Genomic DNA, 19435 nt, shown 5'->3' on the forward strand with positions numbered 1-19435 from the left:
ACGGTCCGAATGATGTACGCGGGTCCTCCGAGGGGGCGCGGGACGGGACCGGGGGGCCGGACGCCGGTGGTGCGGAGCACTCCCGGGCGTCATGTAGAGTTGTCGACGTCAGCAGGCGCCGCTAGCTCAGTTGGTTAGAGCAGCTGACTCTTAATCAGCGGGTCCGGGGTTCGAGTCCCTGGCGGCGCACAGACCGGAAAGCCCCTCGCGCGAGCGGGGGGCTTTCTGCTGTCCGGGCTGATGCCGGGCGGGGGTCAGGCCGCCGTTCCGGTCAGGTAGGCCGAAACGATCACGTTCGCCGTGTAGCTGCGGCTCGCCCGGTCGAAGGTGCCGCCGCAGGTGATCAGCCGCAGCTCGGCGCGGCCCGGCTCGCGGGTGCCGTACACACGCTGGGCGTCGAAGCGGTCACGCGGGACGACGTCGATGTCGTCGACGGTGAACTCGGCGATCTTCCCGTCGTCGCGGACGACCCGGACGGTCCTGCCGGCCACGAGGGTGCTCAGCTTGTAGAAGACGGCGGGGCGGGTCTCGGTGTCGACGTGCCCGACCATCAGCGCGGTGCCGACGGCGCCGGGCCGCACGCCGGCCGCGTACCATCCGACGACGCCCGCCTGGTCGTAGGGCGGCGGGTCGATCGCGCCCCGGGCGTCCAGACCGCGGGCCACCACGGGCGCCTGGACACCCAGCTCGGGGATGTCGACGCGCTGCGGCAGCGCCGCGCCGAGCGGCTTCGCGGCGGGCGGCAGCGCGACGCCGTCCAGGCCCCCGAACGCGGCCACGTCACCCGCCGTCGACGGCGTCCCGGGCCGTACGTCCGTCACCTCGCGTCCCCACAGCCACAGCCCGAGCAGCAGCAGCGCCCAGGCCACGACGGTCAGGAGGCGCCCGGCGGAGCGTTCGTGTGCGGACACGGTCAGTCCGTTCCACGGCTCCGGCGGATGCTCCGGATCGCCACGGCGACGGCGGCGGCGCCCGCCAGGACGAGGCCGGTGATCGCGTGGGCGGTACCGGGGCCGTCCACGCCGGAGGCTTCGACGGAGGCGAGCGGGGCCGAGCCGCCGCCGCCCGCCAGGACGGGGGCGACCGGGGAGGCGGGCGCGACCGGGCGCGCCGGGGCGGCGACCACCCGGACGGTGCCTTTCACGCGCAGGTCGGCGCAGACGATCGTCACGGCGTAGGCGCCCGCGCCGAGCGAGGAGCGGATGCGGGTCTCGCCGGTGAGGGTGCCGTCCGCGCCGGCCAGCCGGGCGTCGGAGACGAACGCCTCCGAGGCCGCGGTGGCCGACGCCCCGGCACAGCCGCTGACCCGCAGCGCGACCTCGGCGCCCGCGGACGGCGTCGTCGGGGTCAGCGAGACCTCGGCGGCGGGGCCGCCGGCGGCCCCGGGCGCCGCGTGGGCCGTCGGGATCAGGGCCGTGGCGGTGACGGCGGCAGCCGCACAGAGCGTTGCCTTCAATGAACTCATGGTGAACCTCCAGCTATCTGGAGGCTCCCCCCGTGGACGTCCCACCGCACCCCCAGGGCGGGGCCGCTAGGCCGAACGGGTCACGGTCGCTGGCGGGGCGGGGGTCATGGTCGGTGGGCGGCGATGCGGGTGCCGGAGCCGGGGCAGGTCGGGACGGATGCGGGCCGCGGGGGTTTCCGGGGGCGTCCGGGTCCCGCCGGTCGCTGGGGTCTGCCGGGTCCCGGAGGCCCGGACGGTCCGGGGCCGAGCGGCTCCGGGCGTCCGAGCGGTTCCGGGCCGGGCGGTCCCGAAGGTCGGCCGGGCGGTCGAAGGTACGGGCGGTCCAGGGTTCCGGGGTTGTCCGGCAGGGGTCAGATGCGGTCGACGAGGTCGGCGATCGAGTCGACGACCTTCGACGGGCGGTACGGGAAGCCGTCCACGTCCTGCGGCCGGGTCAGGCCCGTGAGCACCAGGAACGTCTGCATCCCGGCCTCCATGCCGGCGAGGACGTCGGTGTCCATGCGGTCGCCGATCATCGCGCTGGTCTCGGAGTGGGCGCCGATCGCGTTCAGCCCGGTGCGCATCATCAGCGGGTTCGGCTTGCCCGCGAAGTACGGATTCTTGCCCGTCGCCTTGGTGATCAGGGCGGCGACCGCGCCGGTCGCGGGCAGCGGGCCCTCGGTGGAGGGGCCGGTCTCGTCCGGGTTGGTGCAGATGAACCGGGCGCCGTCGTTGATCAGCCGGACCGCCTTGGTCATGGCCTCGAAGGAGTAGGTGCGCGTCTCGCCCAGGACGACGTAGTCGGGCTCGTGGTCGGTGAGGATGTACCCGATGTCGTGCAGCGCGGTGGTCAGCCCGGCCTCGCCGATGACGTACGCCGAACCGCTCGGCCGCTGGTCGTCCAGGAACTTGGCGGTCGCCAGCGCGGAGGTCCAGATGTTCTCGATCGGCACGTCCAGGCCCATGCGGCGCAGCCGGGCGTGCAGGTCGCGCGGGGTGTAGATCGAGTTGTTGGTCAGCACGAGGAACGGCTTGCCGGACTCACGCAGCTTCTTCAGGAAGGAATCGGCGCCGGGGATCGGAACGCCCTCGTGGATGAGGACACCGTCCATGTCGGTGAGCCACGACTCGATGGGCTTGCGGTCTGCCATGTGCGGGGTCTCCTGCCGTTCCTGCGGTACGCGCGAGGCGGTGCTGCGTCCTGTGTGCTGCGTACTGCGTGCAGCGCGCGCCCCAGCCTAATCACAGGCCCGATCATGGGGAACGGCCGGATCGCCCCGGGACCGCGGACCGCGTCGGCGGCCTCCCTCCGGACCGCGTCCGCGTTCGCGCCGGCAGCGCGCGGACCGCCCGCGTCACCGCTTCAGAGCTCCGAACGAGAGGGGAGCCCGGCTCGCCCTCCCTTTTTGTCCGGAGCTCACAGCGCAGGGACCCCTTCAGCGGCGTCGACGGGCGAACAGCATCACCGCGCCCGCGGTGACGAGGCAGCCGGTGGCGATGAGGATCCCGGTGGGAGACGACAGACCGGTGCGGGCGAGCTCCTCGGCCTCCTCGGCGAAGGACGGCAGACCGGGGGCGGGAGCGGAGACGGAGACGGACGGGTCGGAACCCGGGTCGGTTCCGGAACCGGCGTCGCGGTCGGACGCGGTCCCGCTCGCGGTCCCCGGCTCCGGCCGGGGAGCGGCGGTGCGGTGGCTGGTCGGCTCGACGGTGAACCGGTAGTCGTTCGACTGTCCCACCCACTCGCCGTCGTCCCCGTGCCGCTGGACGACGGCGGCGTTGGCGGTGACCTCGTTGGCCACGGCGTCCGAGGTGAACGCGAGACGGAGCCGGACGGTGAGGGTCCCTCCCGGGGCGACGGTGAAGCCGCGGAAGGGGGCGGTGGAGCCGCCGGGCGGGGCGGACCCGGGGGTGTCACCCGGCGGGGCGGACTCGGCGGCGAGCACACCGACGAGTTCGTCCGCGTCGGTCTTCTCGAAACGGACGGCGTGCGGGCGGCCGTCGGCATGGAACTCCAGCCGGGGCTGCGACGGCTTCAGCGCCCGCGCGGCGTCGACGAGGACGACGACCGGGTGGACCCCGGCGCAGGGGCCGCGGGTGGTGTTGGTGAGGTCGAGGTACCAGGTGCCGAACCCGCCACCGGCCCGGTAGGCGCTCGGCCCTCCGTGCAGACGCGTGGTGAGGGGGAACTCGTCGGCGTTCCGCCCTACGCAGGTCGGCCCGGACTGTGCCCGCACGGCCGCGACCGCGGCCGGGGACACGGGCAGGACCACGGCGGCCACGGCGAGACACAGGGATACGGGCGTGCACAGTCGCATGGACAGGTGAGCCTGCCGGAGGGAACCGGCACCCCCGGGCAGCCACTCCGCACGACCGTGCGGAGTGCGCTCGATCGGAGCAGGAGGGCAGGGGGTGTGCGCCGCCGGGGCCGGTCCGGGGTGCGGCCGGTGCCGGTGGGCCGGGCCGCCTGCGCCGGGCGGGGGACGCACCCCGCGTCCGTGCATCCGTGCATCCGTGCGCCCGTCCGTGCGTCCGTGCGTCCGTGCGTCCGTGCGTCCGTACTCGTCTACTCGTCGGTCCGCCCGTCACCCGTCCGCCCGGCCGAACACCGGCGCCAGGAGCAGTTGGGCCGCGCCCTCGGCCACCCCCCGGGCGCCCCCGGGGGCCAGGCGCACCGGCACGGGGGTGTCCGGGGCCTGGGCGCGGGCGGCGAGGACGGTGGCCACGCCGTGGAGGAAGGGATCCGGCGCGGAGGTGATCGTGCGGCCGCCGAGCAGGAGGAGGTCGATGTCGAGCAGGCCCGCGAGGTTGGCGGCGGCCGCGCCCAGGACCCGGGCCGCCTCGGCCGCGTCCCCCCGGTCGATGGCCGCGAGGCACAGCGCCTCGACGCACCCCCGGTTCCCGCAGGTGCAGGGCGGCCCGTCCAGCTGGATGACCTGGTGGCCGAACTCGCCCGCGCCCGTACGCGCCCCCCGGTGCACGCTCCCACCGATCACCAGGCCCGCGCCGAGCCCCGTACCGAGGTGGAGGTAGGCGAAGGAGCCGCGCTCGCCGCCGACCGCGAGCCCGAGGGCGGCGGCGTTGGTGTCCTTGTCGACGACGACCGGCACCCCGAGCCGCCCCGCCAGCGCGTCCCGCAACGGGAAGCCGTCCCACTCGGGGAAGCCGGTGACGCGGTGCAGGACGCCGTGCGCGTGGTCGAGGGGGCCGGGGAGGGCCACGCCGACCCCGAGGAGGGTGGCCGCGCCGTCCGTGAGGGTCGCGCCCACGACCTCCTCGGCCTCCCTGACCACCGCCCCCACGACCGCCTCGGCGCCCGCGCCCAGGTCCAGCGGCACGCGCCGCTCCCCCACCACACTGCCGTCCAGGTCGGCCAGGACCACCCGCAGCTCGTCGCGGTCGAGATGGACGCCGACGGCGTGCCCCGCCTCGGGGACCAGCCGCAGGACCGTGCGGGGCTTGCCACCCGTGGAGGCGCGGTGGCCCGCCTCCGCCGCGAGGCCCTCCGCCCGCAGCCGCCCGGTGATCTTGCTGACCGCCTGCGGGGTGAGGCCGGTCCGCTCGGCGAGCTCCAGCCGGCTGATGCCGTCCGGGCCGGCCGCGCGCAGCAGGTCCAGCACGAGCGCGGTGTTGTGACTGCGGACGGCGAGGAGGTTCGCGCCCGAGGTGCGTCCGCGCACGGCGAGGTTCCCGCCGGGCCTGTCGGCGACGCCCCTGCGGTGCGCGGCCGGCCGGCCGTCTCCGCCCGTGCCGTCCACGCCCGTGCCGCCCGCGCCGTCGTTCGTCCTGTTCACCCGCCCATTCTCCCCCGCGCTTGCACTTTGGCAACAGCGTTGCGAAAGTAGGGTGTATGACTGGTACGACTGGTACTCCCCGCCGTGTGGGCCTGATCGGCTACGGCCTCGCGGGCTCCGTCTTCCACGCCCCGCTGATCGCCGCCACCGAGGGCCTCGCCCTGACCGCGGTGGTCACCTCGAACGCCGAGCGGCAGGAGCAGGCCCGCGCCGAGTTCCCCGACGTACGCGTCAGCGCCACCGCCGACGAACTCCTCGCCCGGGCCGACGACCTCGACCTGGTCGTGATCGCCTCCCCGAACCGGACCCACGTCCCGCTCGCCGAGGCGGCGCTGAAGGCGGGCCTGCCCGTCGTGGTCGACAAGCCGGTCGCCGGGACCGCCGCCGAGGCGCGGGGGCTGGCCGCCCTCGCCGACGAGCGCGGGCTGCTCCTGTCCGTCTTCCAGAACCGCCGCTGGGACAACGACTTCCTGACCCTGCGGGCGCTGCTGGAGCAGGGCGAACTGGGTGACGTATGGCGCTTCGAGTCGCGGTTCGAGCGGTGGCGGCCGCAGCTCAAGGGCGGCTGGCGGGAGTCCGGCGACCCCGCGGAGATCGGAGGTCTGCTGTACGACCTCGGCAGCCACCTGGTCGACCAGGCGCTGGTCCTCTTCGGCCCGGCCGTCTCGGTGTACGCCGAGGCCGACGTCCGCCGGCCCGGCGCGCGGACCGACGACGACACCTTCATCGCCGTCACGCACGCCGGCGGCGTCCGCTCCCACCTGTACGCCTCCGCGACGACCGCGCAGCTCGGCCCGCGCTTCCGGGTGCTGGGCTCGCGCGCGGGCTACGTGAAGTACGGCCTGGACCCGCAGGAGGCCGCGCTGCGCGAGGGGGCGCGGCCCGGCCCCGGCTGGGGCGAGGAGCCTGAGGAGCTGTGTGGCCGCCTCGGTGCCGGCGAATCCCCGCTGACCGGCGGCGGACGCCCGGTGCGGACCCTCCCCGGCGACTACCCCGCCTATTACGCTGCGGTGGCCAAGGCACTGATCGACGGCGGCCCGTCCCCGGTGACCGCCCTGGAGGCGGCCGCCGCGCTCGACGTCCTGGAGGCGGCCCGCCGTTCGGCACGAGACGGAGTGGCGGTGACGCTGTGACCCACGAGATCACCCCGAAGTTCACCCCGGAGATCACCCCGACCCTGGAGGAACTCCAGGCACAGGAACGGCGGCTGGTCTTCCGCCGGTTCACCCATGACGACGCCTGGGCCCTCGGCTCGCTCCTGGTGGAGATGGCCCGCGAGCGCCAGGCCCCGGTCGCCGTCGACATCCACCGCGCGGGCCAGCAGCTCTTCCACGCGGCGCTGCCCGGCTCCGCCCCCGACAACGACGCCTGGATCGCCCGCAAGCGCCGGGTGGTGGAGCGTTACGGCGCCTCCTCCTACCTGGTGGGCTCACGCCACCGGGCGAAGGGCACGACGTTCGAGGAGTCCTCGCGTCTGGATCCGGACGTGTACGCGGCCCACGGCGGCTCCTTCCCGATCAACGTGGAGGGCGTCGGCGTGATCGGCGCGGTGACGGTGTCGGGCCTGCCCCAGCTGGAGGACCACCGTTTCGTCGTGGAGGCACTGGAACGGTTCCTGGAGAAGGACCTCTAGGTGACTCCCCAGGCGCGGGCCTCCGGGGGCTCCGCCGCGGCGCGTACCCCCGGGGACTCCCCGGGGGCGGGCCGTTGTGGGGTCAGTCCGAGGGGCGCGGGGCGCGGGGACCGCGTACGGCCGGCCCGACGCGGGGACCGCGTACGGCCGGCCCGACGCGGGGACCGCGTACGGCCGGCCCGCGCCTTCGTCGGACCCGCGCCGCCGTCGGTCCCGCGCCGTCGTCGGTCCCGCGCCGTCGTCGGTGATGCGAGTGTCCACCAGCCTCGTGATCAGTACGGCTAGGCGTCCTTGAACTCCTGCCGCTGCCTGCCCAGTCCGGAGATCTCCAGCTCCACCACGTCCCCGGCCCGCAGGAACGGCTTGGGCTCGGGCGCGCCCAGCGCCACCCCCGCCGGGGTGCCGGTGTTGATGACGTCACCGGGGTACAGGGTCATGAACCGGCTGACGTACCGCACGACCTCCCCCACCGGGAAGATCTGCTCGGCGGTCGTCCCGTCCTGCTTGAGGTCCCCGTTCACCCAGAGCTTCAGGGACAGCGCCTGCGGGTCGCCGACCTCGTCCGCCGTCACCAGCCACGGGCCCAGCGGGTTGAACGTCTCGCAGTTCTTGCCCTTGTCCCAGGTCCCGCCGCGTTCGATCTGGAACTCGCGCTCGGACACGTCGTGCGCGACGGCGTACCCGGCGACGTGGGCGAGCCCCTCCTCGGCCGACTCCAGGTAACGGGCCGTACGGCCGATCACGACCGCCAGCTCCACCTCCCAGTCGGTCTTGGTGGAGCCGCGCGGCACCAGAACGGTGTCGTGGGGTCCGATGACCGTGTCCGCCGCCTTGAAGAAGATGACGGGCTCGGCGGGCGGCTCGGCCCCGGTCTCGCGGGCGTGGTCGTGGTAGTTCAGGCCGATGCACACGATCTTGCCGATCCGGGCGAGCGGCGGCCCGACGCGCAGCCCGGCCGGGTCCAGCACGGGCAGCCCGCCGGAGTCCGCGGCGGCCCGGACCCGGCCGAGCGCCGCGTCGTCGGCGAGCAGCGCGCCGTCGATGTCGTCCACGACGCCCGACAGGTCACGCAGCGTTCCGTCGGCATCGAGCAGCGCGGGGCGCTCCGCGCCCGCCGTACCGACACGCAGCAGCTTCATGGTCAGAATCTCCCTCGATCGCGGGGCGCCCGCCGACGGGTGCAGCCATCGGAGGACCGGTCGATCCTCCGAGCTGGACGTCCACTCCGCAATACCCGGTTCACGTACTGGACCGTCACCGTCGGCGCTTCGGCGGGCCCGTGTCGCCCGTCGGCCCGCCGCGCGCGGGCCGCCCCGGCGGCTTCCGCGCTACGGCCGGTACAGCGCCGCCCGCTCGACGGCGCTCCACGCGGTGCTGGTGACGACGTACAGCGCGGCGGCCAGGGGCACGACGGCCACGGTGACGAGGGTGAAGAAGGACAGGAACGGCATGACCCTGGTCACGGCGGCCATCCCGGGCACCTCCTCGCCGCCGGCCGGGGCGGCGGTCAGCGCCGCGTTCGTGGCCATCATCCTCTTCGAGAGGCGGTAGCTGAAGGTGGCGACCGCCGCGACGAGCGCGAACAGCGCGAGGTAGACGAGCCCCGCCCCGCCGAACACGCCGCCGGTGGCGAGGGCGTCGGCCCACCGGTCGCCGAGCGGGGCGTCGAGGAGCCGGTGCGTGAGCAGGTCGTTCGTCTCGCCGCCGACCGTGGTGTGCGAGAAGACGTAGTAGAGGAGGAGGAACGCGGGCGCCTGGAGCAGGCTCGGCAGGCAGCCGGACAGCGGCGACACCTTCTCCTGCGCGTGCAGTTCCAGCACCGCCCGCTGGAGCTGCTCCGGGTTGCGGGCGTGCTTCCTGCGCAGCTCGGCGATCCTCGGCTGGAGCGCGGCCCGGGCCTTCTGCCCGCGCGCGGCGGCCCGGGACAGGGGGTGGACGAGCAGTCGTACGAGCGCGGTGAACAGGACGATCGCGGCGGCGGCCGCCGAGGCCTGGAAGACGGGTGCGAGCAGGTCGGCGAACCGCTCGACGAGCTGGACGAACGCGGACAGGAGAACGGACATGGGTGAGGAGCCCTCCGGGGGTCTCGTCGTGCCGGGACGGGAATGCCGATGACGGCATGGCGGCATGACGACCCGCGCGGGGTCACGGCTTTGGTTGGGTGCCGAGCTGTGCCCTACGCGACGGCCGTCGGGAGGGCCCGCCCGGGCGCCCTCGGCCGGGGCCGCCCGGAGGCGTCAGGATCGCGCTGCGGCAGGAAGGCCGTACGGCGGTCCCGGTCGCGGATGGCCGTGCGCACCCGGGTGGGCGGCACGGCGGGGGCGCAGCGCGCGGCGACCAGGCCGCACACGGCGAGCGCGGCACCGGCCGCGGTGGTCGCGGCCAGGGCGACGGTGGCGGACAGCCCGCCGGCGTCGAAGAGCGCGACGTCGAGGAGGAAGAGGAGGAGAACGGCGGCGGGGCGCAGCGAGGCGTACCAGTCACGGATCACCGGGCGACACCTCCCTCGTCGTTCGCACGTCCGTCACGGCCGAACAGCCGCCCTGCCCCATCGTCTCGGCCCGCTCGCAACTGCCCGAGCGTCTCTTCTCGACCGTCTCTGCTCGATCGCCTGTGCTCGATCGTCTCTTCTCGACCGTCTGTGCTCTGTTGTCGTTCTACGTCGGTTATACCGGACGGTCAGGCCCGGTGGGGACGGAGCTGTGTGGAGATCAGCCGCGCCCACACCACCAGACGGTACCGGGAGGTGTACTGCGGTGTGCAGGTGGTGAGGGTGAGGTATCGGCCGGGGGTGGCGTAGCCGCGGGCGGGGTGGACCGCCGAGCGCGGCACGGGCAGCAGGACGTCCGTGTCGCGGGGGGAGGTCTGCGGCAGGACGACGTCGACGGCGTAGGTGTAGGTCGCCTCGGCCGTCCGCACCTCGACCGTGTCCCTCGGGCGCAGGCGGTCGAGGTGGCGGAAGGGCTCGCCGTGGGTGTTGCGGTGCCCGGCGAGGGCGAAGTTGCCCTGCTGTCCGGGCTGTTGCGTGCCGGCGTAGTGACCGGCGTAGCCCTTGTCGAGGACGTCCCGCTTGCTCGTGCCCTCGGCGACGGGAACGCGGAGGTGGAGGCGGGGGACGACGAGGACGGCGTAGGCCTGGGAGGGGGCGGGGACGGCGGGGCGCGGGGTGGTGACCGTACCGGGGGGCGGGGCGCCCCCGGATGCGGTCCCCGCCTCGGGGCCGGCCCCCGGCCCCCTCTCGGTGCCGGGGCGTGCCGCGGAGTCGTCCGGTCCACCGCCGTCCGGATCGCCCCGGCTCCACTCCCGTTCCAGCGCCTCCACCCTCCGCTCGGCGTCCGCCCGCGCCTCCCGGTTCGTCCACCACAGCTGGTGGACGACGAGGAGCAGGACCAACACCCCGGCGGTGACGAGGACTTCGGCACCGGACCACAGCGCTCGCCGGAGCCGGGCGCGTCGCCGCCGGACGCCGTGGTGCACCACGGGAACCCGCACGCGGACCCCTCCTCCCTGCGACCGCCCGCACCATACGGGCGGCGCCGCGAGGTCTCCAGCGTCCGGACGCTCGAACACTTCCTCCACAGGTTTGAGAAAGGGCTGTCAGAACTCTCGACAACACCGTGCGCCGCCCCCGATGCTTCCAGCCGACAGCGGATGGCGAGGCGCGGACGAGCGGCGGCCCCGCCCCTGCCTCTGTCGCCACGAGCCGGTTGGGACGACCGGCGAGTCGACCGAAGCGAGGGATTCTCTTGATCCGACGCAGAACACTGCTGGCAGCCACCGGCGGCGCGCTCCTCGGGACCGGCCTGGCCTCCGGCACGGCCCACGCCGACTCGACGATCGCCGTCAACCCGTCGACGACGTACGGCACATGGGAGGGCTGGGGCACCTCCCTCGCCTGGTGGGCGAACGTCTTCGGCGCCCGGGACGACTTCGCCGACATCTTCTTCACGACGAAGTCGGTGTCCTACGGCGGCCGTACGCTCCCCGGCCTCGGCCTGAACATCGCCCGCTACAACCTCGGCGCGTGCAGCTGGAACAGCGTGGGCGGCCAGACGATGGTCGCCTCGCCGAACATTCCCCGCTTCAAGCAGATCGAGGGCTTCTGGCAGGACTGGAACAACGAGGACCCCGCCTCCTCGGCCTGGAACTGGTCCGCGGACGCCAACCAGCGCGCGATGCTGGTGAAGGCGGTGCAGCGGGGCGCGGTGACCGAACTGTTCGCCAACTCCCCCATGTGGTGGATGTGCCTGAACCACAACCCCTCGGGCGCCGCGAACGGCGGCAACAACCTCCAGTCCTGGAACTACCGCCAGCACGCCTCCCACCTGGCCGCCGTGGCCCTGTACGCGAAGAACAACTGGGGTGTGAACTTCGCGACGGTCGACCCGTTCAACGAGCCCTCCTCGTCCTGGTGGACGGCGACCGGCACCCAGGAGGGCTGCCACATGGACGCGACGGTCCAGGCGGCCGTCCTGCCCTACATGAGGAGCGAGCTGGACAAGCGGGGCCTGACGGGCGTCCGCATCGCGGCCTCCGACGAGACGAACTACGACACGGCCCGCTCGACGTGGGCGGCGTTCGGCTCCTCGACGAAGGCCCTGGTGAACCAGGTCAACGTGCACGGCTACCAGGGCTCGGGCGGCCGCCGGGACCTGCTCTACACGGACGTGGTGACGACGTCCGGCAAGAAGCTGTGGAACTCGGAGACCGGTGACAAGGACGGCACCGGACTGTCCATGGCGAGCAACCTGCTCTACGACTTCCGCTGGCTGCACCCGACGGCCTGGGTGTACTGGCAGGTCATGGACCCGACGGCGAGCTGGGCGACGATCGCCTACGACGCGAACACCCTCCAGCCGGGCGCGGTCACCACGAAGTACTACGTGATGGCCCAGTTCAGCCGGCACATCCGGCCCGGCATGACGATCCTCGACACGGGCGTGAGCTACGCGGTGGCGGCGCTGGACCGCGCGGCGAGGCGTCTGGTGATCGTGGCCGCGAACACGTCCTCGTCGGCCCAGACGCTGACGTTCGACCTGTCCCGCTTCTCCACGGTGACCGGCGGCTCGGGCGGTCTGGTCCCCCGCTGGAACACGGTGACGAACGGCTCCGGCGACCTCTACACCGCCCGCTCGGACCGCTTCCTGAGCGGAAAGACGGTGAGCGTGCCGTTCGCGGCGGGGGCGGTGCAGACGTTGCAGGTGGACGGGGTGACGGTGTAGCCCTCACGTTCGCCACCGGCGGGCAGTACGGTGTCGTGCATGCGCCCCGACACGCCTGCCGAGAACGTCGACCACACCGCCGAAGCGGCACGCCTGGAGCGGACCGCCGGCCTGTATCCCGAGGACGCCGAGGCCCTGCTGCTCCAGGCCGCGGCCCACCTGGAACTGGCCGGCGACCGCCCCGCCGCGTCCACCCTCTACGACCGCCTGCTCTCCTCCGCGGACGGCCTGGAGAACCCCCACCTGGTCCGGGCCCTCAAGGCCTCGAACCTGTGGGAGTACGGCCACGAGGCGGAGGCCCGAGCGATCATCGAGGGCATCCGGGCCACCGCCCCCCGCGACCCGGCCCCCTGGGTGATCGTCGCGGAGGCCCTGGAGTCCCACGACGAGCTGGAGGCGGCGCAGGAGACCTTCACGGAGGGTGTGCGGCTGCTGCTGACGGACGTGGCGGAGCCGCCGTACTCCACGCATCCGCTGCTGTTCGGCCGGCACCGGGTGCGCAGGATGCTGGGCGCGGCGCACGACGAGTGGGACGCCCTCGCGGACGCACTGCACTCCTCACCGGTCTCCCTCGACGAACTCCACGACCCCAAGCGGGTCTGGTTGCTGGGCTCGGACAACCCGCTGGAACTGGAGGCGGAGATCTCCCGCCTGCGGGCCGAACTGGGCACGTACCGGGAGGCCCTGTCCCGCCCGTTCCCGGTCGCGATCCTGCACTGGCCGGCGGAAGAACTGGCGGAACTGGTGGCCGCCTACCCGTCGCTGAGCGCCGAATACCCCTCCCACGAAGCGCACCTGGCGACGATAGAGGCGTCCTTGCGGGAGCTGGCGGCCTCGGGCACGGCGAACCTGGGCATCGTGACGGGCACGGTCCCCTCGTACGAGGCCTTCGCCGCCTCAGAGGGCACCTCCCCCGCCGACACGGAGCTGCTACCGCAGTACGCGACGACACTGGCCGCCCGCGGCCGAGCGGTGGTGTGGCCGCCTCAGAGGGGGGTGGGGTGTTGGTGTGGGTCGGGTAACTCTTATGACAGGTGCCATGGGCTGAGCATCTGAGTCATGCCCAGCCCTATCATCTCTGTTTCTCAGTGAAGGGGCGTCCCCTTACTAGAAGAGGTCGGGCTGCACTCGGATCAGAAGGCACTGACAGTGCCTCATCGCGAGCGCCCGCTCACGGCTGAGCAGAGGTTTCGATGGCCTTCGCCGAGGAGTGGCGGCTGTTAGAACTAGTCGGGCCGGTACAACAACCCAGGGGGCCAGCGTGGTTCAGTCAGGGGATCTGTCGCGACCTGTCGCGGGTGTGTATGAAGAGCTCATCACCGACGGCTTGCAGGCCCAGATCGACGAGCTGAACGCAGCTGGTTGGAGGCCTATCCACGCTGAGGTCAGTGCAGAGTCTTCTCCCCACGTCCTGGCCCGCTACATCGGTGAGGCTGCGAGACGGCGGCTGAGTCTGCTGCCGCCGGAACAGCAGGTCATCGCTGCGAACGAAATCATGCGGTCGTTGATCAGCAATGCGCCCGACCCCGATGTGGACGCAGCGGGGACTTCCATCGTCGAGGGCCCTCGTCAACTGCTGGCCTTGGCTGAGCAGGAAGCACCTGGTGTCTACGCCATCCGGCCCTTGACGCCCCTCTCCGAAACCGCGCTGATCACCAATGCCCCTGATGACCCGAGCCTGGGCGCGGAGTTGCGTGCCGAGCTCGCCACGGCGGACCGCGTCGACCTCCTGTGCGCGTTCGTGAAGTGGTACGGCATACGGGTCCTGGAGGACTCGCTCCGCGCTGCAAGGGAACGTGGCGTTCCCATCCGGGTGATCACTACCACCTACATCGGCGCCACCGACCGCCACGCCCTGGACCGGCTCGTCCGCGAATTTGGTGCAGAGGTGAAGGTCAACTATGAGCTCAGGTCCACCCGCTTGCACGCGAAGGCCTGGCTGTTCCGCCGCAACACCGGATTCGATACGGCGTACGTCGGGAGCTCCAACCTGTCGAAGGCCGCCCTGCTCGACGGTCTGGAGTGGAATGTGCGCCTGTCCTCGGTCGCCACCCCCAGAGTGCTCGACAAGTTCGAGGCGACCTTCGACGCCTACTGGGCCGACGCCGCCTTCGAGCCGTATGACCCAGACCGCGACGGCAAGCGGCTCAGCGAGGCACTTGCCCGAGCGGGCGGCACGGGAACATCCGGAGACCTCAAGATCAGTCTCTCCGGGCTTGAGGTGCGGGCCCTCCCTCACCAAAAGGACATGTTGGAACGCCTCCGCGTCGAGCGCGAGGTACGGGGCCGTCACCGGAATCTCATCGTCGCGGCAACCGGCACGGGTAAGACCGTGATGGCCGCCCTGGACTATCGCAGCCTGCGCGACCAAGGCGGCGGCAAGCTCCCCCGCCTGCTCTTCGTCGCCCATCGCAAGGAAATTCTGAACCAGTCCCTGCGAACGTACCGAGAGGTCCTCGACGACGCTTCCTTCGGTGAACTCCTTCACAGCGGGCAGGAACCCGCCGACTGGACGCATGTCTTCGCCAGCGTGCAATCGCTCAGCCTCCAACGGCTGGAGCGGTTGGACCCGGAGCAGTTCGACGTCATCGTCATCGACGAGTTCCACCACGCCACCGCCGAGACGTATCAACGGGTCATCGAGCACTTTCAGCCGACCGAGTTGCTGGGGCTCACCGCCACTCCGGAGCGGATGGACGGGCGCAATGTGCAGGACGAGTTCTTCAAGGGACGCATCGCAGCCGAGCTACGTCTCTGGGAGGCCTTGGAGAACGACCTGCTCTGCCCCTTCCACTACTTCGGGCTCCCGGACGGCACCGATCTGACCCGCCTCAGCTGGCGATCGGGCACCTACGATCGCGACCAGTTGGGGAACCTCTACACGGGTGACACCGCACGGGCTCGCATCGTCATCAAGCAGGTCAAAGAGAAGATTTCGAACCCGGCAGCCATGCGCGCCCTTGGGTTCTGCGTGACCAAGGCACACGCCCACTTTATGGCCGAGTGCTTCCGCGAGGCGGGTCTTCAGGCCGCCGCTCTGGATAGTGACTCGTCAGCTGAGACGCGTGCGCGCACCTTGGAGGACCTCAGAGCGGGACGAATCCAGGTGATCTTCTCCGTTGACCTCTTCAACGAGGGGTTGGACATCCCCGATGTTGACACTCTTCTTCTCCTGCGCCCCACCAACAGTGCGACCGTTTTCCTCCAGCAACTGGGGCGCGGGCTGCGTCGCACTGCGAACAAGCCGGTCCTCACCGTGCTCGATTTCATCGGTCAGCACCGGGCTGAGTTCCGCTTCGAAGAGCAGTTCCGGGCGTTGACCAACCTCACCCGTAACCGCTTGGTCGATCACATCGAACGGGACTTCCCTCTCCTACCATCCGGTTGCCACATCATCCTGGAGGGCAAGTCAAAGGAGCTCATCCTCGACAGTATCCGTACCCAACTAAAGGCGACCATCACTACGCTGGCCAAGGAAGCCAAGGCATATAGGACCCCGCGGTTGGCGGACTACCTGCGCGAAAGTCGACGCGATATCCAGGAGCTGTACAAGAGCGACAACTCCTGGACCAAGGTGCTCCGCAAGGCGGGGTTCATCCCTGAGGAGGCGCCGCCCGGCGAAGCGGACCTCCTCAAGCGCATCCATGCGTTCCTGCACGTCGACGACCTTGACCGCATTCAGGGCTACCTTCGTCTCCTCGCCGACGACGCTCCCGACTACGACACGCTGCCCCCGACGGACCAGGCGTACGCGCGCATGCTCTTCTTCAACCTGTGGGACAATGCCGGCGGTTTCTCGAGTTATCAGGAGGGGTTGCACTCCTTGGGCCCCCAGGAGGCATTCCGTGATGAGCTCCAGCAGGCCCTGTCGTATGCCCTCGAAGCAGCAGACCACTTTCCGCTGCCGCTGGACGATCCACTCGCTAGCCTCCCCTTGAAGATCCACAGCGCATACAACCGTTCCGAGATCCTCTCCGCCCTGGGAGTGGCACGCTTGGGCGGGCAGATGCCACGCGATTTCGGGCAAGGGGTGCGATGGGTGGAGGACCTCAAGACCGATGTCCTGCTCATCACCTTGGAGAAAAACGAGAGGGATTTCTCCCCCACGGTCCGCTACAAGGATTACGCACTCAGCCCGACCCGGTTTCACTGGGAATCGCAGAGCACCACTCCGGAGAACTCCGCAACCGGCCTGCGCTATCAGCGGCACGCGGAGCAGGGAAGCCATGTGCTCCTGTTCCTACGCCGCTACAAGCGCAACAGCATCGGCAAGGCAGAGCCGTGGATGTTCCTAGGACCGGCCACCTATGCCGGGCACACCGGCAGCAAGCCCATGGCGATCACTTGGGATGTGCATCATGAGATTCCTGCCGATGTGAGTGCATATGCCTCCATCACGAGTGGATGAGGTCCAGCCCGTCCCACTCGAGTGTGGGCGAGGCGGCGCTGGCCGACTCCTTCAGGCTGCACCCGCCTCGGACTCGTAATGCATCTGCGCCCGGTCAAGGAAGTCATCCGGATCGTGGCCGCGGGCTGCGGTCCAGTGGAGGAGGTCTGCGATGAGCTTGATTGCGGACTCCTCCAGACCGACCGCGGGTTCGCAAGCGCCGTGTCGCGCCCATCCGTCCGTCTCCTGATAGCGCTCCAGCGCCTCGGTGGCTCGTTCGACACGTAGGCAGTCAGCGCCCTGAGCAGTGAGGGCCAATTCGCACCAGACGGCCTTTCCGACTGCGGTCAGTACCGTGCCCCAGTCAACGGCCAGTGACGCGAGGAGATGGAGGCCGCGGCCGCACTCCTCCTCATCGCGGTTCAGTTGCCGCCTGAGGTGTGGGCTGAGGCGACTCTTGTCGTGGACTTCGACCCTGAGGCGCTCCCCCTTCCATTCGAGGATCAAAGCCGCGGACGCACCTTCACCGACGTGTTTGACGACGTTGGTGGCCAACTCCGTCACCAGCAGGGCGGCCTCGTCAACAGCGACGGGCGTTCCCCAGTGGCCGAGTTGCCTGATCGCGGCTCTGCGCAGCAGCCGAACCTCGGCCGGCGCCGCCTCGAAAGGCAGCACGCAGCGGAGTCGCGGTTCGGTGGCTTCATGGCTGGATATGGCTGCTCCTCCCTCCAGGCCACGCGCGCACTGCACCTTTCCGTGCCCGTACGGATGCGCTGCGTAGCGGCTGTTGCGCTAGCAGCATGTCATGAGAAGTCTCTCTGTGTAACTTCTCATGAGAATCCATCGGGTGAACCCGGTGGTCTTCCCTCTCGCCCGCTGCCTAGCCTGTGCCGGGGATCTCCGGGCCACCGCCCGACGTCCGGCGAAGGAGCCGCATGTCCGAACGGACCACTACACGCCGCCGCCAACTGGGGGCGATGATGCGCAAGTTGCGCGCCCGCAAGGGGCTGACCCTTGAGGAGGCGGGACGGATCGTCGGGGTGTCGAAGGCGACGATCAGCCGGTACGAGACGCAGTCGGGGCCGGTGAAGTGGATCGTCGCGGATGCACTGTGCCGTGAGTACGGCGCAACCGACGCCGAGCGGCAGGCCGTGGTGCGCCTGGCGAAAGAGGCAAAGCAGCAGGGGTGGTGGAACTCCTTCGCCGACACCATCCCGGAGAGCATGAACCTGCTCCTCACCCTGGAGGACGAAGCCGTACGAGAGAGCCACTTCTCCTGCGTGTACATCCCGGGTCTTCTCCAGACACGCGCCTACAGCACGGCCGTACAGAAGGCCAACGAAGTGCCCTTGGCGCCGGCCGAGATCGAGCGGCTCGTCGACATCCGGATGAAGCGGCAGGAGATCCTGGCCCGTCCGAGTCCGCCGCACCTGTGGGCGATCCTCGACGAGTCGGTGATCCGCCGTGTCGTCGGATCCCCCGACATCATGCGGGAGCAGCTCGGCCGCCTCCTCGACGCGATTGAGTCCGGCCACATCACCTTGCAGATACTGCCGTTCTCCCAGGGCGCCCATGCCGCCGCGCTGGGCAGCTTCGTGATCCTCGGCGGTGCGGAGCCAAGCCTCGATGTCGTCTACGTCGACTTCCACACCGGGTCCCTCTTCCTGGAGAAGGAGGAGGAACTGGAGCGGTACAGACTTGCGTTCGAGTATCTCCGCGCACAAGCGTTGGACATGGAGGCCTCCTCCGCCATGATCCATCGGGCCCGCAAGGAGCTGTGAATGTCTTCCGTCCGTCGTGAGTCACCGTCCGAACCGGTCTGGTTCAAGTCTTCGTACAGCGGCGGCAACACGACGGAGTGCCTGGAGACCGCCTTCGTGGCCGCGGGTGTACTGGTGCGTGATTCGAAGGTGACGGGTGGGCCGCGCGTCGCGGTGTCGGCCGAGGCCTGGAGGAGGTTTCTGGCTGTCTCGGCGTGGTGAGGGAGCGGGGGTCAGGGAGGTCCTGGGTCGCCGGGGCGGCGGCTGGCGGCGGTTTCCCGGTGGGCTCGTAGGTCCGTGAGGGCCTGCTCGGCGGCACGAGCTGCGGGCTCGAGGCGCGGGTCGTCCAGGTGGGCGTGCGGTCCGAGGATCTTCGCGCAGACGAACAGTGTCATCACCTTGCCGTCGCGGCTCTCGACGTCACGACTCCTTTCTCGCCGCACGCGATCAGCCAGGGCGGGGACCGCGAGAGAGCTCGCCCAGAGGGAGGCGGCGTCGAGTCCGCGTGGGGCGTTCCCCCAGTCTTCCCAGTCGAAGAGACAGAACGTCGGTCCTGTCACGTTGGCCCAGTTCAGGTCGGCGTGCGCGGGCAGCCAGTGTTCGATCCTGGTGTCAACTGCGACTTCTCCCGGGAATGCCCGATGGATGGTGTCGGTGACGAGGGCCTGGGTGACGGTGTCCGTATCTGGCGTGGCGATGCGATGCGTGCTCTGGGTCGCGAGCGCGTCCAAGGAAGCGTTGAGGCTCCTCCACCATGTGTCCGGCAGGTACGGGTCGTCGCGTAGGACGGCGATGAAGGTGCGCACGCGGGCGTGGGGGGCTCTGGGGCCGTGGGATGTCCGGCGCAGGCCCGTCAGGATCAGGGCGCGCATCGTCGCAGTCGCCTTCGTCCGCGCCGCGGCGGCGGCTTCGGGGGTTTCGGCCGCGCGGAGTGCCTCCGCGAGGTGGCGTTCCCGTTCGTCGTCGCTCGGGGCCGGGGGTTGCGGAGGGGGGTTCTGCATGGTCTATGGTTATCGTCATGGCGACGATAACGGCGGGTGCGGTCAGGGACGCCCTCGGTCTCGGTGACGAGTACCGGGAGTGGGTCGAGGCGTTGGCGGAGGGCCGGCTGGAGTCCGCCCCCCCCCCCCCCCCCCCCCCAATGGGGGGGGGGAGGGGGGGGGGAGGGGCACGAGAGGGTGAGGAGCGGGGGATG

17 protein-coding genes, 1 tRNA gene and 1 pseudogene are annotated in these 19435 nt (G+C 71.0%); 8 read left to right on the top strand and 11 right to left on the bottom strand.

Going from position 1 to position 19435, the window contains the following annotated elements; genetic code table 11:
- The first annotated feature begins 115 nt into the window (after positions 1–115).
- A tRNA-Lys gene (locus ACZ4YY_RS26395) sits at positions 116–189 on the top strand.
- Positions 190–254: 65 nt separating this feature from the next.
- Here ACZ4YY_RS26395 and ACZ4YY_RS26400 read toward each other — a convergent pair.
- The 5 genes from ACZ4YY_RS26400 to ACZ4YY_RS26420 all read right to left on the bottom strand — a co-directional run bounded on the left by ACZ4YY_RS26400 (position 255) and on the right by ACZ4YY_RS26420 (position 5238).
- Positions 255–911, bottom strand: a complete 657-nt coding sequence (locus tag ACZ4YY_RS26400) for a class F sortase (RefSeq protein ID WP_468294978.1) — start codon at positions 909–911, stop codon at positions 255–257.
- A gap of 2 nt (positions 912–913) precedes the next feature.
- The gene (locus ACZ4YY_RS26405) at positions 914–1465 is read right to left on the bottom strand and encodes a hypothetical protein (protein WP_468294982.1); all 552 of its coding nucleotides are present in this window, start codon (positions 1463–1465) and stop codon (positions 914–916) included.
- A 350-nt stretch (positions 1466–1815) separates the two neighbouring features.
- On the bottom strand, positions 1816–2595 hold the full coding sequence (locus ACZ4YY_RS26410) for an HAD-IIA family hydrolase (protein WP_468294986.1): 780 nt from the start codon (positions 2593–2595) through the stop codon (positions 1816–1818).
- Positions 2596–2880: 285 nt separating this feature from the next.
- The gene (locus ACZ4YY_RS26415; protein WP_468294990.1) at positions 2881–3762 is read right to left on the bottom strand and encodes a hypothetical protein; all 882 of its coding nucleotides are present in this window, start codon (positions 3760–3762) and stop codon (positions 2881–2883) included.
- Positions 3763–4029: 267 nt separating this feature from the next.
- Positions 4030–5238: an ROK family transcriptional regulator gene (locus tag ACZ4YY_RS26420; RefSeq protein ID WP_468294994.1), complete on the bottom strand. Its 1209-nt coding sequence runs from the start codon at positions 5236–5238 to the stop codon at positions 4030–4032.
- Positions 5239–5294: 56 nt separating this feature from the next.
- Here ACZ4YY_RS26420 and ACZ4YY_RS26425 point away from each other — a divergent pair, with 56 nt between their 5' ends.
- Complete coding sequence (locus ACZ4YY_RS26425) at positions 5295–6371, top strand: Gfo/Idh/MocA family protein (RefSeq protein ID WP_468295000.1); 1077 nt, start codon at positions 5295–5297, stop codon at positions 6369–6371.
- Entirely contained in the window at positions 6368–6871 is a 504-nt protein-coding gene (locus tag ACZ4YY_RS26430) for a heme-degrading domain-containing protein (protein ID WP_468295005.1), read from the top strand. The genes ACZ4YY_RS26425 and ACZ4YY_RS26430 overlap by 4 nt, the downstream gene beginning before the upstream one ends.
- Positions 6872–7152: 281 nt before the next feature.
- On the opposite strand, the gene ACZ4YY_RS26435 is transcribed toward ACZ4YY_RS26430, so the two are convergent.
- The 4 genes from ACZ4YY_RS26435 to ACZ4YY_RS26450 all read right to left on the bottom strand — a co-directional run bounded on the left by ACZ4YY_RS26435 (position 7153) and on the right by ACZ4YY_RS26450 (position 10363).
- Positions 7153–8010, bottom strand: a complete 858-nt coding sequence (locus ACZ4YY_RS26435) for a fumarylacetoacetate hydrolase family protein (protein WP_468295010.1) — start codon at positions 8008–8010, stop codon at positions 7153–7155.
- Between the two features lie 189 nt (positions 8011–8199).
- A complete protein-coding gene (locus ACZ4YY_RS26440; protein ID WP_468295496.1) occupies positions 8200–8922 on the bottom strand; it encodes a YidC/Oxa1 family membrane protein insertase in 723 nt (240 codons plus the stop codon).
- 125 nt (positions 8923–9047) lie between these two features.
- Complete coding sequence (locus ACZ4YY_RS26445) at positions 9048–9362, bottom strand: DUF6412 domain-containing protein (RefSeq protein ID WP_468295014.1); 315 nt, start codon at positions 9360–9362, stop codon at positions 9048–9050.
- 188 nt (positions 9363–9550) lie between these two features.
- The gene (locus ACZ4YY_RS26450; protein WP_468295016.1) at positions 9551–10363 is read right to left on the bottom strand and encodes a class E sortase; all 813 of its coding nucleotides are present in this window, start codon (positions 10361–10363) and stop codon (positions 9551–9553) included.
- Between the two features lie 254 nt (positions 10364–10617).
- Between ACZ4YY_RS26450 and ACZ4YY_RS26455 the strand changes: the two genes are divergently transcribed.
- The 3 genes from ACZ4YY_RS26455 (at position 10618) to ACZ4YY_RS26465 (ending at position 16501) form a co-directional block, all read left to right on the top strand.
- Complete coding sequence (locus ACZ4YY_RS26455; protein ID WP_468295020.1) at positions 10618–12093, top strand: glycoside hydrolase; 1476 nt, start codon at positions 10618–10620, stop codon at positions 12091–12093.
- Between the two features lie 39 nt (positions 12094–12132).
- Entirely contained in the window at positions 12133–13149 is a 1017-nt protein-coding gene (locus ACZ4YY_RS26460) for an SEC-C domain-containing protein (protein WP_468295025.1), read from the top strand.
- A 205-nt stretch (positions 13150–13354) separates the two neighbouring features.
- Positions 13355–16501 carry a DEAD/DEAH box helicase gene (locus ACZ4YY_RS26465; RefSeq protein ID WP_468295031.1) on the top strand — a complete coding sequence of 1049 codons (3147 nt, stop codon included), beginning with the start codon at positions 13355–13357 and terminating at the stop codon, positions 16499–16501.
- 51 nt (positions 16502–16552) lie between these two features.
- On the opposite strand, the gene ACZ4YY_RS26470 is transcribed toward ACZ4YY_RS26465, so the two are convergent.
- Positions 16553–17155, bottom strand: a complete 603-nt coding sequence (locus ACZ4YY_RS26470; protein ID WP_468295037.1) for an ATP-binding protein — start codon at positions 17153–17155, stop codon at positions 16553–16555.
- Between the two features lie 260 nt (positions 17156–17415).
- On the opposite strand from ACZ4YY_RS26470, the gene ACZ4YY_RS26475 reads away from it, so the two are divergent.
- Positions 17416–18261 carry a helix-turn-helix domain-containing protein gene (locus tag ACZ4YY_RS26475; protein ID WP_468295043.1) on the top strand — a complete coding sequence of 282 codons (846 nt, stop codon included), beginning with the start codon at positions 17416–17418 and terminating at the stop codon, positions 18259–18261.
- Positions 18262–18462: a DUF397 domain-containing protein gene (locus ACZ4YY_RS26480; RefSeq protein WP_468295045.1), complete on the top strand. Its 201-nt coding sequence runs from the start codon at positions 18262–18264 to the stop codon at positions 18460–18462.
- Between the two features lie 11 nt (positions 18463–18473).
- Here the strand turns inward: ACZ4YY_RS26480 and ACZ4YY_RS26485 are convergent.
- Positions 18474–19031, bottom strand: a pseudogene (locus ACZ4YY_RS26485) (hypothetical protein); the annotation flags it as partial.
- Between the last annotated feature and the right edge of the window lie 404 nt (positions 19032–19435).

This window comes from Streptomyces sp. NPDC030143 (assembly GCF_055573695.1).

What these genes read in the sequence shown, in the direction of transcription:
- ACZ4YY_RS26425 (WP_468295000.1), top strand. Translation starts at nt 5,295, where the DNA reads ATGACTGGTACGACTGGTACTCCCCGCCGTGTGGGCCTGATCGGCTAC.
- ACZ4YY_RS26480 (WP_468295045.1), top strand. Translation starts at nt 18,262, where the DNA reads ATGTCTTCCGTCCGTCGTGAGTCACCGTCCGAACCGGTCTGGTTCAAG.
- ACZ4YY_RS26415 (WP_468294990.1), bottom strand. Translation starts at nt 3,762, where the DNA reads ATGCGACTGTGCACGCCCGTATCCCTGTGTCTCGCCGTGGCCGCCGTG.
- ACZ4YY_RS26475 (WP_468295043.1), top strand. Translation starts at nt 17,416, where the DNA reads ATGTCCGAACGGACCACTACACGCCGCCGCCAACTGGGGGCGATGATG.
- ACZ4YY_RS26435 (WP_468295010.1), bottom strand. Translation starts at nt 8,010, where the DNA reads ATGAAGCTGCTGCGTGTCGGTACGGCGGGCGCGGAGCGCCCCGCGCTG.
- ACZ4YY_RS26410 (WP_468294986.1), bottom strand. Translation starts at nt 2,595, where the DNA reads ATGGCAGACCGCAAGCCCATCGAGTCGTGGCTCACCGACATGGACGGT.
- ACZ4YY_RS26405 (WP_468294982.1), bottom strand. Translation starts at nt 1,465, where the DNA reads ATGAGTTCATTGAAGGCAACGCTCTGTGCGGCTGCCGCCGTCACCGCC.
- ACZ4YY_RS26460 (WP_468295025.1), top strand. Translation starts at nt 12,133, where the DNA reads ATGCGCCCCGACACGCCTGCCGAGAACGTCGACCACACCGCCGAAGCG.